We start from the raw sequence: 15,834 nt of genomic DNA, 5'->3' as shown, positions 1-15,834 counted from the left end.
GCCCCCCAATTGGCCTATGCGCCGGGCAAGTGGCCGTTCGTAGGACAGGTGTTCAGGTCCGGATACCGGGCGCGACGGATCGGTCACCGATCGGGTTCGGGATCCTTCAGCCAATTGATCAGTTCGGTCGAGAAAGCGACCGGATCCTCTTCGTGAGGGAAGTGCCCGAGACCGTCGAACAGCCGCCAGCGGTACGGCGCTTCGACGTACTCCCCGGAGCCCGCCGCGCTCCTGGTGCGCATCACCGGGTCGAGCGAGCCGTGCAGGTGCAGAGTCGGCACCCGGACGGGCCGCTTCATCCGCCGGTTGAACTGGATGCCGTCGGGCCGCGCCATCGACCGCACCATCCACCGGTACGGCTCGATGGAGCAGTGCGCCGTGGAGGGGATGCAGATCGCCTTCCGGTACGTGTCCACCGCCTCGTCGTCCGGCAGGCGCGGACCGGACCAGTCCCGCATCAGCTCGGCGACCAGCGCGCCGTCGTCCGCGGTGAGCTGCCGCTCCGGGATCCACGGCCGCTGGAACCCCCAGATGTAGGAGCCGGCGCGGGTCTGGCGGACGTCGGAGAGCATCGCCGAGCGCCAGCGCCGGGGATGCGGCATCGAGGAGACCGCGAGCCGCCGCACGAGCTTGGGGCGCATCGCGGCCGCCGTCCACGCCAGATAGCCGCCCAGGTCATGGCCGACCAGGGCGGCGTCCGGCTCGCCGAGGGAGCGGATCACGCCGGTGACGTCCAGCGCCAGGTTGGCGGGGTCGTAGCCGCGCGGGGTGCGGTCGCTGCCGCCGACCCCGCGCAGGTCCATGGCCACGGCCCGGAACCCGGCGTCGGCGAGGGCCTCCAGCTGGTGCCGCCAGGTCCACCAGAACTGGGGGAAGCCGTGCAGGAACATCACCAGCGGTCCGTCGCCCATCTCGGCGATGTGGAAGCGCGCGCCGTTGGCGGCCACGTCCCGGTGCGTCCAGGGACCGTCGGGCCGTACGAGGGACGCGGGCTGCTGCGCCGGAGAGGCGGCGGGATCCGTCATGACGACGAGCGTGCCACAGCCTCGATGGCCTTGGTCTCCCGGACTCGCTCCTCCAGGACCTTGTTGTCGTTGCCGGGCCGCGGGTGCGGCTTGGCGTTCTGGAGGACGCCGGCCGTCTCCTTCATCGACGCCGCGACCTTCTGCGGGCCCTTGCCATTCTGCGCCTTCTTCGCGAAGACCACGCCGATCAGCGCGAGGACGAGTGCGACGAGGACGTTGGCCGCGAAGGACAGCAGGAAGCAGACCGCGAGGTTCCAGTCGCTCCAGGTCCGGATGCCGTACGCCAGCGCGAAGCTCAGCATCGGCAGGGAGAACACCAGCACCGCGCCGGCCACGCTGAACATGCCGCCGCTCACGGCGCCGCGCTTGACGTCCTGCTTCAACTGCGCCTTGGCCAGCGCGATCTCGTCGTGCACCAGCGCGGACATCTCGGTCGTCGCCGAGGCGAACAGTTGGCCGATGCTGCGTTCGGCGCCGACCGGGCTGCCGTCGGGTGCGCTCATCGCGGTCTCCCTCTCCATGGGACTGCTGGGTGTGCCGTGTCTTTTGTACCGTCCCGTCAGATCATGCCCGACGGTCGTCGTCCTCGCCTGCCCCGCCCGTCACTTCGGCAAGCCGCTCGGCCGTCTTGAGCTCTGCGATCCGGCGGTGTTCGGCGGCCTTGCGCTCGTAAATGGCCGCCATGCGCAGGTGGTAGGCCGGGTCGTCCTGCTCGTAGACGTCCGGGATGCCGTCCAGATCCTCGTCGCGCTCCTCCGTCTCGTACAGCGCCCGGTACTTGGCGTTGCGCAGCTTCAGCAGCACGGTCGCGAGGCCGGCCGCGATCAGCGACGCGACGAGTACGGCGGCCTTGACCTCGTCCGTCGTGGACGCGTCGCCGTCGAAGGCGAGCTCCCCGATGAGCAGCGACACCGTGAACCCGATGCCGGCCAGGGTCGCCACCGCGAACACGTCCGCCCACGCCAGGTCGTCGCTGAGCGAGGCCCGGGTGAAGCGGGCCGTCAGCCAGGTCCCGCCGAAGATGCCGATCGCCTTGCCGAGGACCAGTCCGAGGAGCACGCCCAGCGTCTCCGGCCGGGTGAACACATCGCCGAGCGCGCCGCCGGAGACGGAGACGCCCGCGCTGAAGAGGGCGAACAGGGGCACGGCCAGGCCGGCCGAGAGCGGTCGTACGAGATGCTCGATCTGCTCGCCTGGGGACTGCTCTTCGTCGTCCCGGCGGGTGCACCGCAGCATCAGGCCCATCGCGACGCCCGCGACGGTGGCGTGCACCCCGCTGTTGTACATCAGGGTCCAGATCACCAGCGCGAGCGGGACATAGACGTACCAACCGCGTACGCCCTTGCGCAGCAGCAGCCAGAAGACCGCGAGGCCCACGGCCGCGCCGCCGAGCGCGGCGAGGTCGATGTCGGCGGTGAAGAAGATCGCGATGATCAGGATCGCGAAGAGGTCGTCGACGACGGCGAGGGTGAGCAGGAAGGCGCGCAGGGCGCTCGGCAGCCAGGTGCCGATGACGGCGAGCACGGCGAGCGCGAAGGCGATGTCGGTGGCGGTGGGCACGGCCCAGCCGGCGAGCGAGCCGCCGCCGGTGAGGTTGGTGAGCGTGTAGACGAGGGCCGGTACGGCCATCCCGCACAGGGCGGCGACCACGGGCAGCGCGGCCGCTCTGGGGTCCTTGAGGTCACCGGCGACGAGTTCGCGCTTGAGCTCGATGCCGGCGACGAAGAAGAAGACGGCGAGCAGGCCGTCTGCGGCCCAGTGTTCGATCGACAGGTGGAGGCCGAGTGCCTCGGGGCCGAGGTGGAAGTGGCTGACGCTCTCGTAGCTGTCGTGCAGTGCGGGGACGTTCGCCCAGATCAGCGCGGTCACCGCGGCGGCGAGCAGCAGGACTCCGCCGACCGTCTCGGTGCGCAGCGCGTTCGCGACGAAGGTCCGCTCGGGGAGGGAGAGCCGGCCGAGGACCTTACGGGTGGGCGTGGGCATCGGGGGGACCTCCGGTCGGTGGGCACGGCAGAGCTGCTCGCCGACCAGACTTCCCGGCACACCTTGAGGGTCACGCTGCTTTGTTTAGTTTACCTAAAAGGGGCGCCCGGCGCTTTCCCGTGCCGGGCGCCCCCTTAGCCGTAGGGGTGCTCAGTCCTCGCTGGGCGCGGCCGGCAGCTTGGCCTGGATGAGGTCCATGACCGTGGAGTCCGTCAGCGTGGTGACGTCACCGAGCTGGCGGTTTTCGGCCACGTCCCGCAGCAGCCGGCGCATGATCTTGCCGGAGCGGGTCTTGGGCAGCTCGGCGACCGGCAGGACCCGCTGGGGCTTGGCGATCGGGCCGAGGGTGGCGCCGACGTGGTTGCGCAGGTCGGCGATGAGGTTCTCGTCCTCGGCGTTCGCGGTGCCGCGCAGGATCACGAAGGCGACGATGGCCTGTCCGGTCGTCTCGTCGGCGGCACCGACGACCGCCGCCTCGGCGACGGACGGATGGGAGACCAGTGCCGACTCCACCTCGGTGGTCGAGATGTTGTGGCCGGACACCAGCATGACGTCGTCCACCCGGCCCAGCAGCCAGATGTCACCGTCGTCGTCCTTCTTCGCGCCGTCGCCGGCGAAGTACTTGCCCTCGAAGCGCGACCAGTAGGTGTCGAGGAAGCGCTGGTCGTCGCCCCAGATGGTGCGCAGCATGGACGGCCACGGCTCGGTGAGGACGAGGTAGCCGCCCCCGCCGTTCGGGACCTCGTTGGCCTCGTCGTCCACGACGGTCGCGGAGATGCCGGGCAGCGGGGTCTGCGCGGAGCCCGGCTTGGTCGCGGTCACGCCGGGCAGCGGGGAGATCATCATCGCGCCGGTCTCGGTCTGCCACCAGGTGTCCACGATCGGGGTGAGGTCGGCGCCGATGTGCTTGCGGTACCAGATCCACGCCTCGGGGTTGATCGGCTCACCCACCGAGCCCAGCACCCGCAGGCTGGACAGGTCGAACTTCGCGGGGATGTCGTCCCCCCACTTCATGAACGTCCGGATGGCGGTCGGGGCGGTGTAGAGGATGGTCACCCCGTACTTCTGGACGATCTCCCAGAAACGGCCCTGGTGCGGGGTGTCGGGGGTGCCCTCGTACATGACCTGGGTGGCGCCGTTGGCGAGCGGGCCGTAGACGATGTACGAGTGCCCGGTGACCCAGCCGACGTCGGCGGTGCACCAGTACACGTCGGTCTCCGGCTTCAGGTCGAAGACGGCGTGGTGGGTGTACGCGGCCTGGGTGAGGTAGCCGCCGGAGGTGTGCAGGATGCCCTTCGGCTTACCCGTCGTACCGGACGTGTACAGGATGAACAACGGCTGCTCGGCGCCGAACGCCTCCGGGGTGTGCTCGGCGGACTGCCGGTCGACGATCTCGTGCCACCACACGTCCTTGCTGTCGTCCCAGGCGACCTCCTGGCCGGTACGGCGTACGACGAGGACGTGCTCGACGTTGCCGGCCTTGCCGACCGCCTCGTCGACGGCGGGCTTGAGCGCGGAGGGCTTGCCGCGGCGGTAGCCGCCGTCGCTGGTGATGACCACGCGCGCGTCGGCGTCCTGGATGCGGGTCGCGAGGGCGTCCGCGGAGAAGCCGCCGAAGACCACGGAGTGCGCGGCGCCGATCCGGGCGCACGCGAGCATCGCGACCGCGGTCTCGGGGATCATCGGCATGTAGACGGCGACCCGGTCGCCCTTCCGGACCCCCAGCTCCAGCAGCGCGTTGGCCGCCTTGGAGACCTCGTCCTTGAGCTCGGCGTAGGTGAGCGCGCGGCTGTCGCCCGGCTCGCCCTCGAAGTGGATGGCGACCCGGTCGCCATGGCCCGCCTCGACATGCCGGTCGACGCAGTTGTACGCCACGTTGAGCTCGCCGTCCTGGAACCACTTGGCGAACGGCGGGTTCGACCAGTCGAGCGTCTCGGTCGGCTCCTTGGCCCAGCTCAGTCGGCGGGCCTGCTCGGCCCAGAACCCGAGCCGGTCAGCCTTGGCCTGCTCATACGCCTCCGCCGTGACGTTGGCGTGTGCTGCCAGGTCGGCGGGGGGTGCGAACCTGCGCTCTTCCTTGAGCAGGTTGGCCAGGCTTTCGTTGCTCACGGCATCTGCCTTTCCCAGGGTGTCCGTTGTGTCCCAGGCCACAGCTCATCAGACCGGGGGGGGCGATGACAAGGGCCGACCTGCAATTGGTTTAGACCTGTGGACCCGTCGAGTCCGGCGGCCGGCTCATCCGTACCCACGGACGCCGACCGGGCGGAGTTCAGCATGCGTCCGGCGGACTTCGGCACGTGTAACGCCTTTCACCCTCCCGCCCAAGTACGGGTGCAGCGCCATCGACGCCTTACGTGAAGGGAGCCCGAGTGGACGGGATACGGGGTGGGCCGTGGGCCGCGGCGCGCGACCCACAGCTCTTCGAGGAGTTCTACCGACGCCATGTGGACGCGATGACGTCCTTCCTGGCGCGGCGTGTCGCGGACCCGCACACGGTGGCCGACCTGACCGCCGAGATCTTCCTCGCGGTCCTGGACTCGGCCCACACCTACCGCGCGGCCCGGGGCAGCGAGCGGGCCTGGCTGTACGGCATCGCCCGCAACGTCGTCTCCTCCGAGCGCCGCCGGGTCGCCCGCGAGACCGACCGCGACCGGCGCATCTCGGGGCGGCGGCTGCTGGAGCCGGACGACATCGCCCGCCTGGAGGACAAGCTCGACGCGGAGAGCCCGGGCCGCCGCGCCCTGGCCGCCCTGGAACGGCTCCCCGCGGGGGAGAGAGCCGTCCTGGAACTCGTCGCGGTCGACGAACTGACGGTCGGCGAGGCCGCGACGGCGCTGGGCATCAGCCAGGTCGCGGCGCGGGTACGGCTGCACAGGGCGCGCAAGTCGCTGCGCGAGCAGGCCGGTTCAGCGGGCGAGGAGCCCTACGGCACCAGCCGTCCGTACATCACCGAGGGATCCGGGGGAGCGGCATGACGACGAGGACGACGTTCGAGGACCGGCTGCTGGTGGAGTTGCGGGGGGAGATCGAACGGCGGGCGGGCGTGCCGGCGACCGCGCCCCGGCGACGTCTGCTCACCGGGCGCCGGCTGGCTCTCGCCGTGGCGGCCTGCGGGCTGGCCGGAGCGGCGGTGGTGCTGCCGCCGGGGACACCGGCGGGATCTTCGGCGTACGCGCTGGAGCGCCATGGGGACGGGAGTGTCACGCTCACCGTCAAGGACCAGGACATCGACGTGGAGGCCCAGCGGGCGCTGGCGAGGCGGCTGCAACCGAACGGCATCGAGGTGGACGTGCAGATCCTCCGCCCGGGCTATGTCTGCAAGGGCGACCTGGTGCTCTGGGCGGTCGGCGAGAAGGGCGAGAAGGTGCCCCTCTCCACCCTCCAGTGGAACAAGCCGACCACTCTGCGACCGGGCAATGTGCTGGTCTTCGTGAACACCAACGGCGGAAGGCTCCCGCACCGGGTCCACGTCTACCCGACCCAGGCCGACGTCGAGCCCTGTGTGCCCGTGAAGCCGAGCCCTGTGTCGCCGTGACGCCGACGCCGAACCTGCCCTGAGCGCCGCCGGCCACGGGTGTGCGGCTCCTGCCGGAGGGGCCGCACACCCGCGCGGGATCACACGGAGACGTCGGCTGTCGCCTCCACCTGGTCGAACAGTTCGTCCCCGTCCACTTCGGTGAGCAGGTACGCCTGTGCCTCGCCCACGTGGAAGTACATCCCGTGCAGCTCCAACTCCCCGTCCCGCAGGGCCCTGGCGACCGAGTCGTGCGACCGGAGGTGCTCCAGCTGCTGGACCACGTTGGTCAGGCACAGCTGCTCGACCGCGTCGGCGGACGCCCGCCCGGCCAGCTTCGCCCAGGCGCGGCTGTCGTCGGCCATCCGCTCCAGGCTCGGCAGCCCGTGCCGCAGCCACCGCTTCAGCGGGGTCCGGGCGCCGCCCGGCTCGGAGTCGAGCAGCGCCTGCATGGCCCCGCAGCCGGAGTGCCCGCACACCGTGATGGACCGCACCTTCAGCACGTCCACGGCGTACTCGATCGCGGCCGCCACCGAGTCGTCCCCGCTCTCCTCGCCGGGCAGCGGGACGAGGTTGCCCACGTTGCGCACCACGAACAGGTCGCCCGGACCACTGGAGGTGATCATCGAGGTGACCACGCGTGAGTCGGCGCAGGTCAGGAAGAGCTGGGCCGGCTGCTGGCCCTCGCGCGCCAACCGGGCCAGCTCGCCCCGCACGATCGGCGCGGTGTTGCGCTGGAACGCGCTGATGCCACGGGCCAGTTCATGCCCGCCGGTCCCCGTGGGGGCGAGGGGGCCGCTTGAGCCGGCCGGTCCACGTGACGTGCCTGGTCGACCCGGTCTGCCTGAGCCGGCCGGACCACTTGAGTCGCCCGGTCCAACGGATCCGCCGGGTCGGACGGGTCGGCCTGCTTCATCCGGACCGCCTTCCTGGCCTGACGCGCCCGATGAAACCACCACTCCCGCCGGGCCCGGCACCCCGGTGTCCGAGACAGCCGCCGGCGTCGGTCCCGAAGCCGCCGCAGGATGAGGAAGCTCGCACTGGTGGTTGCGCCAGGCCGTCCACGGGCGGCAGCGGCAGTCCGCGGCACCGGAGGGCTCGGCGATGCTCGTGCCTGGACTGCGACCCGTCAGTTCGACCGACCCGCCCTGCGCGCTGTGCGTTTTCTGCCAGTCCTGGAGCGACTCGTACGCGGCGTGGTCCATGAACGACCCGTCCAACTCCACCACCGCGTTCGCACCTTGGGGCACCAGATGCAGGGCCCGGCTGAGCCGTGGAACCGCGAGGAAGGTCAACTGGCCCCGTACGTGGACGTGATGGACGCCCTCTCGCTCGTAGTGCGTGATGCGGGTGCGGGTGAGGCGGTGCAGCGAGACACCGACGGCGACGGCGATCCCGAGGGCGACGCCTTCCAGGACGCCGAAGACGACCACGCCGAGGGTGGTGACGGCGTAGACCAGCACTTCGCGGTGGCGGGTCACCGTACGGATGTGGTGCAGGGACACCATCTGGATGCCGACGGCCATCACCAGGGCGGCGAGCGAGGCGAGCGGGATGAACTCCAGGACGGGGACCATCAGCAGTGCGGCGATCACTACGAGAACGCCGTGCAGCATCGTGGAGTTCCGGCTGACGGCACCGGCCTGGACGTTCGCCGAACTGCGCACCGCCACACCCGCGACCGGCAGTCCACCGAGGGCGCCGGAGACGATGTTGGCGGCGCCCTGTCCGAGGAGTTCACGGTCCAGGTCGGAGCGGCCGACCCGGGTCCCCCGGCCGGAGGCGGGGCCGCCGGCGAGCAGGTCGGGGCGTCCGGCCGCCAGTTTGTCCACGGCGACCGCGCCGAGCAGCGACTGCACGCTGCACACGAGCGTGGTCGTGAGCACGGCGGCCACGATGCCGAGCGCGGGGCCCTCGGGCAGCCCGGCCAGCGCGTGACTGCTCCAGGACGGCAGGTCGACCTTGGGCAGGATGAGCCCGGTGAGGGAGGCGGTGGTGGTGGCCCCGGCGACGGCGACGAGCGCGGCCGGGATCCGGCGCAGCAGCAGGCCGGCCCGGCCGGGGATGCGCGGCCACAGGAAGAGCAGCGCCAGGGTCAGCGCGCTCACCGACACGGCGGCGGGCTGGACCCGCGCCAACTGGGCCGGCAGGGCGCGGAGGTTGTCGAGCACGGAACTCTGCGGGGTGCCGCCGAGGACGATGTGCAGCTGGGCGACGGCGATGGTGATGCCGATGCCGGCGAGCATGCCGTGCACGATCGCGGGGCTGACGGCGAGTGCGGTGCGGGCCACGCGCAGGCAACCGAGGCCGAGTTGGACGACTCCGGCCAGCACGGTGATGGCGCAGGTCGTCCGCCAGCCGTAGCGGTGGATCAGGTCGGCGGTGACCACGGTGAGTCCGGCGGCGGGCCCGCTGACCTGGAGCGGGCAGCCGCCGAGCCGGCCGGCGACGATCCCGCCGACGGCGGCGGCCACGAGGCCGGCCTGGAGGGGTGCGCCGGTCGCGAGGGCGATGCCGAGGGACAGCGGCAGGGCGATCAGGAAGACCGCGATCGAGGCCGACACGTCGGCGCTCGCGATGCGGAAGCGGCGCGGCGGCGTCGGTGGCGGGCTGTGGGGTGGGTGGAGGTGACTCGCGCGGTGCGAGTCGCTCGGGTCGGTGGCTCGGGTGGGTACACAGGCTGACATTTTTTCCCGTCTCCTCCGGGGCAGCGCGGTCGCGGAACAGGTGGTCCCCCGTCGATGGCGGGGGCGGGTCGCGGCCGTGGGTCACGGCGTGCAGCGGCGGGATGAATCAACGCTCGGTAAATGGATCGTAATGCAGAGTAAAGGCCAGGCATAGACTTTCCGGGCAAATGGGTTATCAGCTCACCTAAATGGGTGAAGTGGCAATTTCATCGGCTTGTCGTACTAATTCCTTCTCGGTCCCATGCGAGCTTGGCGGCGCTGTCGTTGGCCCCGAGAGAAGGAAGAAGGTGGGCGGAAGATGGCCGCCACCCAGAGGATTGCCGCGGGAGCCGTGGTCGCCGCGGTCTGCGCCGCCTCACTCGCCGGTTGCGCGACCGGCAACGACGACTCCGAGGGAGGAGCCGCCGGCCCGCAGAAGGCGAAGGCCGCCGCCCAGGCGCCGCCCAAGCGGGTGTTCCGCCTGATCGGCGACGGTTCCACCGCCTACACCGGAGCCCAGCCCCACCTGCCCCGAGCCGAACGCCTCAAGCCCGGTGAGAAGCCCCCGCAGTTCGTGGTGTTCTCCTGGGACGGCGCCGGCGAGGACAGCCAGAAACTGTTCTCCCACTTCCGCGAGGTCGCCAAGGAGAACCACGCGACCATGACGTACTTCCTCAGCGGCGTGTACATGCTGCCGGAGGACAAGCGCGCCGAGTACCGGCCGCCGCAGCACTCCCCGGGCCGCTCCGACATCGGCTTCAACGACGAGCAGGGCATCGCCGACACCGTGAAGCAGCTGCGCCTGGCGTGGCTGGAGGGCAACGAGATCGGCACCCACTTCAACGGCCACTTCTGCGGAAAGGGCGGCGGCGTCGGCGAGTGGTCCGTGGCGGAGTGGAAGGACGAGATCGCCCAGGCGAAGAAGTTCGTGAAGTCCTGGAAGACCAACACCGGGATGACCAAGGCCTCACCCCTGCCCTTCGACTACGACGAGGAGCTCATCGGCGCCCGCACACCCTGCCTCGAAGGCCAGCGGAACTTCATGAGGGCCGCGAGCGAGCTCGGCTTCCGCTACGACACCAGCGGGGTCAACGAGCAGCTGTGGCCCAGGAAGAAGCAGGGCCTGTGGGACCTGTCGATGCAGCTCGTGCCCTTCCCCGGGCACTCGTACGAGCAGCTCACCATGGACTACAACTTCATGGTCAACCAGTCCGGCACCAGGACCCAGGGCGACCCGGCCAAGTACCGGTTCTGGGGCGACCAGATGCGCGAGGGCCTCCTCAAGGGCTTCTACCGGGCCTACGACGGCAACCGCGCGCCCCTGATCATCGGCAACCACTTCGAGTCCTGGAACGGCGGCACCTACATGCGCGCCGTCAAGGAGACCATCGAGCAGGTGTGCAACAAGTCCGACGTGCGCTGTGTCTCCTTCCGGCAGCTGGCCGACTGGCTGGACGCCCAGGACCCGGGCACCCTGGACAAGCTCCGCACCCTGAACGTCGGCGAGGCCCCGAAGCAGGGCTGGCAGGACTTCCTGAACGGCCACCCGGCCCCGGCGCCCAAGGGCGTACCGGGGGCGCCGGCGGCCAAGCGGTAGGAGCCCGGCGGAGGGCCAATGAGCGGTGGGCATCCGGCTGTTGTCCTCACACCGCCGCCACCGCGCTCTCGCCGAGCACGAACGAGGGGTCGACCTGGGCCGCCAGGTCGGCCCCCGTGCGCTCGTTGCCCCAGGACTGGGCGTTCTTCAGATGGAAGTGCACCATCTGCCGGGTGTAGCGCTCCGGGTCCCGCAGCTCGTACGTCGCGTCGGCGGCCGTCCGCATCCGGTGCAGAGCGCGGCGGTTGACGTCCTCCAGGAGCGCGAACCGGGGCGGCCTGCCCTTCTCCATGGCCCGCACCCAGTCCGAGTGGCCGACCGTCACCAGCAGGTCGTCCCCGAGTTCGGCGCGCAGGAAGTCGAGGTCGTCCTGGCCCTGCACCTTGTTGCCGACGACTTTCAGCGTGACGCCGAAGTCGCGGGCGTACTCCTTGTACTGGCGATAGACGGAGACCCCCTTCCGCGTCGGCTCGGCGACCAGGAACGTGATGTCGAAGCGGGTGAACATGCCGGAGGCGAAGGAGTCGGAGCCCGCCGTCATGTCCACCACGACGTACTCGCCCCGCCCGTCCACCAGGTGGTTCAGGCACAGCTCCACCGCTCCGGTCTTGGAGTGGTAGCAGGCGACCCCCAGGTCGGCGTCGGTGAAGGGGCCGGTGACCATCAGACGGACGACATCGCCGTCGAGTTCCACGGGCCGGGCGCAGGCGTCGTAGACCGGGTTGTCCTCGCGGACCCGCAGCAGCCGGGACCCCTCTCCGGGCGGGGTGGTCTTGATCATCTGGTCGGCGGAGGCGATCCGCGGGTTGGAGCCGCGCAAGTACTCCTTGATCAACGGAAGCCGCTCGCCCAGGGCGGGCAGCGCGACCGCCTCCGCCTCGTCCAGGCCGAGGGCCGGGCCGAGGTGCTGGTTGATGTCGGCGTCGACGGCGACCACCGGCGCACCGGTGGTCGCGAGATGGCGGATGAGCAGGGAGGACAGGGTGGTCTTGCCGCTGCCGCCCTTCCCGACGAAAGCAATTTTCATGTTCACGAAGAGTAGTCGTTTGATAGCTGTAAGTGGCAGACGGGCGTGAAGAAGACCACTCCATCGTGGGGTGCGGGGCCGGGGTGCGTAGGGTCGTACTCATGAGTACGACAGGCGCGACCGCCGACCCGCTCGCCGCCCTGGGCTCGCTGCCCGGCGTGGCCGATTCCGTGGAGTCCGTGCGCAAGTCCGTGGACCGGGTCTACGGGCACCGCGTCATGCGGCGCCGCAGCAACGAGATCACCTCTGAAGCGGCCTTGCGCGGCGCTCGCGGCTCGGCCGCGCTGTCCGGCGCGGACTGGGCCCTCGAGGAGGTGCGCAGGCGCTCCGACTTCGGCGTCGACGACGAGGCGCGAGTCGTGGGCGCCGCCCTGCGGCTGACCGCCGAGGCCGGCCAACTGCTGTCCATCTGGCGGCAGTCGCCCCTCAGGGTGCTGGCCCGGCTGCACCTGGTGGCCGCGGCGAGCGACGGCGACGAGGTCGGGCGCCCGCGCCAGGCCGGCGAGGACGTCCATGAGCCGCTGGTCGAACTGCCGCTGCCCGGCGCCGCCGAGGTCTCGGGCCGGCTGGAAGGGCTGTCCGAGCTGATCATCGCGGGCAGCTCCGCGCCCGCCCTGGTCACGGCGGCCGTCGTGCAGGGCGAACTCCTCGCGCTGCGGCCCTTCGTCTCGCACAACGGCCTGGTCGCGCGCGCGGCCGCGCGGATCGTCCTGGTGGGCAGCGGCCTCGACCCCAAGTCGGTCTGCCCGGCGGAGGTCGGTCACGCCGAACTGGGGCGTGCCGCCTATCTGGCGGCTCTCGACGGCTACGTCTCCGGTACCCCCGAGGGCATGGCCGCCTGGATCGCCCACTGCGGCAACGCGATCGAACTGGGCGCGCGCGAGTCGACGGCCGTGTGCGAGGCGCTCCAGCGCGGGGCGGCCTGAGCGCGGTACGCGAAGCGGCTTGAGCGCGGTACGAGAAGCGGCTTGAGCACGGTCGCAGAAAAGGCCCTCCCGCAGGAGGGCCCTGAACAGGGTTGCGGCGGTACGAGGATTCGTACCGCCGCTGGCATGTTCACCGGGTTACCAAGCGTCCTCGATATGTTGCCCATCAGGTCGGGAACTTTGCCCGTCACCTGGTGCGGCTGGCCCGTAATCGACGGGTCGACGTCGCGTGGGTGCTCGATGTCCATGCTCGGTCCGTGGGGCCAAATGCGTTGTTAAAGGTGATCCTCTCGGATGTCCTTGGTCTCGCGGGCCGTTAAACCCTTTGTACTCCTGGCCCCGGGCAAGCGGAACCCCCGTCGGCAGTTCTTTACTTTTATCCTCAAATAGGCGCCAAGCGTGCTGAATCGCCTCAAGCCACCGTCGACCGACGCCGGTTCGCGTACCAGACGAGGCCCGCCGTGGCCGCCGCGGCTCCTATCGCGGCGACCGCCACGAGCGCCGGGCGGGGCGGTACGGCGAACCCGGGCAGCCGCTGCTTGAGCCGGACCGGGCGGCTGAAGTCGAGAATCGGCCACCCGCGCGCGAGAGCCTCGCGGCGCAGGGTCCGGTCCGGGTTCACCGCGTGCGGATGTCCGACGGCCTCGAGCATGGGCAGGTCGGTCGCCGAGTCGCTGTAGGCGTAGCAGCGCTCCAGGTCGTACCCCTCGGACTCGGCCAGCTCCTTGATCGCCTCGGCCTTCGTCGGGCCGTACGCGTAGTACTCCACCTCACCGGTGAAGCAGCCGTCCTCGCCGACGACCATGCGAGTGGCCACCACCCGGTCCGCGCCCAGGAGTTCGCCGATCGGCTCGACTACCTCGGCGCCCGACGTGGACACGATGACGACGTCACGCCCGGCGGTGTGGTGCTCCTCGATCAGGGACGCGGCCTCGTCGTAGATGATCGGGTCGATCAGGTCATGGAGGGTTTCGGCCACGATCTCCTTGACGTGCTGGACGTTCCAGCCGCGCACGAGCGAGGAGAGGTACTCGCGGGTGCGCTCCATCTGGGCATGGTCCATACCGCCGACGAGGAAGACGAACTGGGCATAGGCCGTCCGCAAGGCGGCCCTGCGGTTGATCAGGCCGCCTTGGTAGAACGACTTGCTGAACGTGAGCGTGCTCGACTTCGCAATGACCGTCTTGTCCAGGTCAAAGAAGGCGGCTGTGCGGGGCAAGGAGTGGTTATCCACGACCCCGAGCATAGGCGCAGCCCATTCGGCGTAAGGTGGGGCGCGTGGGTTTGCCTGAGAGGGCTCTCGGGTACACCATGGAAGTCACGGATCGTTCGCGACCGTGCTAACCCGGCCCGGCTCCTCCCCCCCCGAGTCGGCCGTGGAGACGACCCCCACTCTCCCCCCCGGTGGGGGTCGTCGCATGTCCGGGTGGGTTTTTCCTCTTTCTGCCGCGGTCCTGCGGCCCCTGTGAGGCGGTTTCGGCCGTCTCGTTCGCATGTCCATGGTTCGTCACCGTGCGTAGTCGTTTTGCTGCTCTGCGGAGCTCGCACACGGGTACCACCGGGCTCACCGGTATGGGTGACGGCGATATTCACAACCGCTGAGTTGTCCACAGTTATCGACCAAGATCCACACGATTTCCGGGATCGCTGCACCGTGATTCCCACGCATCCCGCTCGGGCCGACTTCATGGCCGGTTCCGGTTAGTCGGGTGTTTTTGGCCGGTTCGTATCGGCCGCTCATATGGAGGCCGCTTGCCGGTTCTTCACATGTCTGGGAATCGCGGGGCCGGAGGGGCCGCGTGAGAAAGACGACGCACGGGCCGCCTGAGGCCTCCGGGCGTCGCAGCGAAGGGGGATGAGGACGTGGCCGCAGCCGTCACACACGATCCGCAGCCCGCCGCCGGAGGGCGGCAGGGGCAGCCGTTGATCGTCACGGAGGACGAGGACCTGCTGGACGACCTGCTGCGCCTGTGCGCGGCGGCCGGGGCGAAACCCGAGGTGCACCACGGGCTGCCGGAGCGCAGAGGCAGCTGGGAAACCGCCCCGCTCGTCCTGGTCGGCGACGACGCCGCCCGGCGCGTACGCGGCGCCGCACGTCGGCGCGGAGTGGTGCTCGTGGGCCGGGACCAGGACGACTCCGGAGTGTGGAAACGGGCCGTCCAGATCGGCGCCGACCACGTCCTGATGCTGCCCGACGGCGAACAGTGGCTGGTCGACCGCATCGCCGACGTCGCCGAGGGCGTCGGCCGGCCCGCCCTCACCGTCGGCGTCATCGGCGGCCGGGGCGGGGCCGGAGCCTCCACTCTCGCGTGCGCCCTGGCCGTCACCTCCGCGCGGGAGGGACTGCGCACACTCCTCGTGGACGCGGATCCGCTGGGCGGCGGACTCGACGTACTCCTCGGCGGCGAGAGCACCGAAGGGCTGCGCTGGCCCGCCTTCGCGGCCTCCCGCGGGCGGGTCGGGGGCGGCGCCCTGGAGGAGTCGCTGCCGAGCCTGCACTCGCTGCGGGTGCTCAGCTGGGACCGCGGGGACCGCATCGCGGTCCCGCCCCCGGCCGTCCGCGCGGTGCTCGCCGCCGCCCGGCGCCGCGGCGGCACCGTCGTCGTCGACCTGCCCCGCCGCCTCGACGACGGCGTCGCCGAGGCCCTCGCCCAGATCGACCTCGGCATTCTCGTCGTCCCCGCCGAACTGCGCGCCGTCGCCGCGGCCGGCCGCATGGCCTCCGCCGTCGGCATGGTCCTGCGCGACCTGAGGGTGGCGGTACGCGGCCCGTACGCCCCCGGCCTCGACGACCGCGAGGTGGCCCGGCTGCTGGGTCTGCCCCTGGTGGGCGAGGTGCCGGTGGAGTCGTCGCTGCAACGCCCGCACGGGGGCGGGCCACCTCCTGGAGCGGCCGCGCGGGGGCCGCTCGCGCGGTTCTGCAAGGAGTTCTGGGAGCGGGCGCTGTCGGCGGCGGGCGGCGCATGAGCGGCGACTTCGAGGGCGCGTGGGCGGACGGGATCGAGGCGGCGCGTTCTGGTCCGGGGCTCCGGTCTCGGACGCGGACGCGGACTCGGGCTCGGTCGCCTGAGGCTGTCGGTGGGGCGGTCGGGGTCG

At 70.8% G+C, this 15,834-nt stretch carries 12 protein-coding genes; 5 read left to right on the top strand and 7 right to left on the bottom strand.

The window, feature by feature from the left end; all coding sequences use genetic code 11:
- Nucleotides 1-83: 83 nt before the first annotated feature.
- The 4 genes from IF54_RS0129190 to acs form a co-directional block, all read right to left on the bottom strand.
- Nucleotides 84-1,025 (bottom strand): alpha/beta fold hydrolase, encoded by a 942-nt coding sequence (locus IF54_RS0129190; protein ID WP_030324062.1) that lies wholly within the window; start codon nt 1,023-1,025, stop codon nt 84-86.
- Entirely contained in the window at nt 1,022-1,528 is a 507-nt protein-coding gene (locus tag IF54_RS0129185; RefSeq protein ID WP_030324060.1) for a phage holin family protein, read from the bottom strand. Before IF54_RS0129185 ends, IF54_RS0129190 begins: the two co-directional genes overlap by 4 nt.
- A gap of 61 nt (nt 1,529-1,589) precedes the next feature.
- Nucleotides 1,590-3,008, bottom strand: a complete 1,419-nt coding sequence (gene nhaA, locus IF54_RS0129180; RefSeq protein WP_030324055.1) for a Na+/H+ antiporter NhaA — start codon at nt 3,006-3,008, stop codon at nt 1,590-1,592.
- 150 nt (nt 3,009-3,158) lie between these two features.
- Nucleotides 3,159-5,117 carry an acetate--CoA ligase gene (gene acs / locus IF54_RS0129175; protein WP_030324053.1) on the bottom strand — a complete coding sequence of 653 codons (1,959 nt, stop codon included), beginning with the start codon at nt 5,115-5,117 and terminating at the stop codon, nt 3,159-3,161.
- 260 nt (nt 5,118-5,377) lie between these two features.
- On the opposite strand from acs, the gene IF54_RS0129170 reads away from it, so the two are divergent.
- Together IF54_RS0129170 and IF54_RS42360 are read left to right on the top strand one after the other, a co-directional pair.
- The gene (locus IF54_RS0129170) at nt 5,378-5,983 is read left to right on the top strand and encodes an RNA polymerase sigma factor (protein ID WP_037820763.1); all 606 of its coding nucleotides are present in this window, start codon (nt 5,378-5,380) and stop codon (nt 5,981-5,983) included.
- Entirely contained in the window at nt 5,980-6,543 is a 564-nt protein-coding gene (locus IF54_RS42360) for a hypothetical protein (protein WP_030324050.1), read from the top strand. The genes IF54_RS0129170 and IF54_RS42360 overlap by 4 nt, the downstream gene beginning before the upstream one ends.
- A gap of 80 nt (nt 6,544-6,623) precedes the next feature.
- Here the strand turns inward: IF54_RS42360 and IF54_RS0129160 are convergent, their stop codons facing one another.
- Nucleotides 6,624-9,209: a bifunctional SulP family inorganic anion transporter/carbonic anhydrase gene (locus tag IF54_RS0129160; RefSeq protein ID WP_030324044.1), complete on the bottom strand. Its 2,586-nt coding sequence runs from the start codon at nt 9,207-9,209 to the stop codon at nt 6,624-6,626.
- 298 nt (nt 9,210-9,507) lie between these two features.
- Here IF54_RS0129160 and IF54_RS0129155 point away from each other — a divergent pair, with 298 nt between their 5' ends.
- A complete protein-coding gene (locus IF54_RS0129155) occupies nt 9,508-10,785 on the top strand; it encodes a hypothetical protein (RefSeq protein ID WP_030324042.1) in 1,278 nt (425 codons plus the stop codon).
- 46 nt (nt 10,786-10,831) lie between these two features.
- On the opposite strand, the gene IF54_RS0129150 is transcribed toward IF54_RS0129155, so the two are convergent.
- On the bottom strand, nt 10,832-11,812 hold the full coding sequence (locus IF54_RS0129150) for an ATP-binding protein (protein ID WP_030324040.1): 981 nt from the start codon (nt 11,810-11,812) through the stop codon (nt 10,832-10,834).
- A gap of 101 nt (nt 11,813-11,913) precedes the next feature.
- On the opposite strand from IF54_RS0129150, the gene IF54_RS0129145 reads away from it, so the two are divergent.
- Nucleotides 11,914-12,738, top strand: a complete 825-nt coding sequence (locus IF54_RS0129145; RefSeq protein WP_030324037.1) for a Fic family protein — start codon at nt 11,914-11,916, stop codon at nt 12,736-12,738.
- A gap of 412 nt (nt 12,739-13,150) precedes the next feature.
- Here IF54_RS0129145 and IF54_RS0129140 read toward each other — a convergent pair whose 3' ends face one another.
- Nucleotides 13,151-13,984 carry an HAD family hydrolase gene (locus tag IF54_RS0129140; RefSeq protein ID WP_030324035.1) on the bottom strand — a complete coding sequence of 278 codons (834 nt, stop codon included), beginning with the start codon at nt 13,982-13,984 and terminating at the stop codon, nt 13,151-13,153.
- 617 nt (nt 13,985-14,601) lie between these two features.
- Between IF54_RS0129140 and ssd the strand changes: the two genes are divergently transcribed.
- Nucleotides 14,602-15,705: a septum site-determining protein Ssd gene (gene ssd, locus IF54_RS0129135; RefSeq protein ID WP_030324033.1), complete on the top strand. Its 1,104-nt coding sequence runs from the start codon at nt 14,602-14,604 to the stop codon at nt 15,703-15,705.
- The last annotated feature ends 129 nt before the right edge of the window (nt 15,706-15,834 follow it).

This window comes from Streptomyces sp. NRRL B-3229, from assembly GCF_000719505.1.
Taxonomy (GTDB): domain Bacteria; phylum Actinomycetota; class Actinomycetes; order Streptomycetales; family Streptomycetaceae; genus Streptomyces; species Streptomyces griseorubiginosus.
The sequence above is the reverse complement of the archived record's forward strand: the minus strand, read 5'-3'. Positions and strand labels throughout refer to the sequence as shown.

Coding starts and splice junctions, on each gene's coding strand:
- IF54_RS0129190 (WP_030324062.1), bottom strand. CDS start 1,025: ATGACGGATCCCGCCGCCTCTCCGGCGCAGCAGCCCGCGTCCCTCGTA.
- IF54_RS0129185 (WP_030324060.1), bottom strand. CDS start 1,528: ATGAGCGCACCCGACGGCAGCCCGGTCGGCGCCGAACGCAGCATCGGC.
- nhaA (WP_030324055.1), bottom strand. CDS start 3,008: ATGCCCACGCCCACCCGTAAGGTCCTCGGCCGGCTCTCCCTCCCCGAG.
- IF54_RS42360 (WP_030324050.1), top strand. CDS start 5,980: ATGACGACGAGGACGACGTTCGAGGACCGGCTGCTGGTGGAGTTGCGG.
- IF54_RS0129160 (WP_030324044.1), bottom strand. CDS start 9,209: ATGTCAGCCTGTGTACCCACCCGAGCCACCGACCCGAGCGACTCGCAC.
- IF54_RS0129155 (WP_030324042.1), top strand. CDS start 9,508: ATGGCCGCCACCCAGAGGATTGCCGCGGGAGCCGTGGTCGCCGCGGTC.
- IF54_RS0129150 (WP_030324040.1), bottom strand. CDS start 11,812: ATGAAAATTGCTTTCGTCGGGAAGGGCGGCAGCGGCAAGACCACCCTG.
- IF54_RS0129145 (WP_030324037.1), top strand. CDS start 11,914: ATGAGTACGACAGGCGCGACCGCCGACCCGCTCGCCGCCCTGGGCTCG.
- IF54_RS0129140 (WP_030324035.1), bottom strand. CDS start 13,984: ATGCTCGGGGTCGTGGATAACCACTCCTTGCCCCGCACAGCCGCCTTC.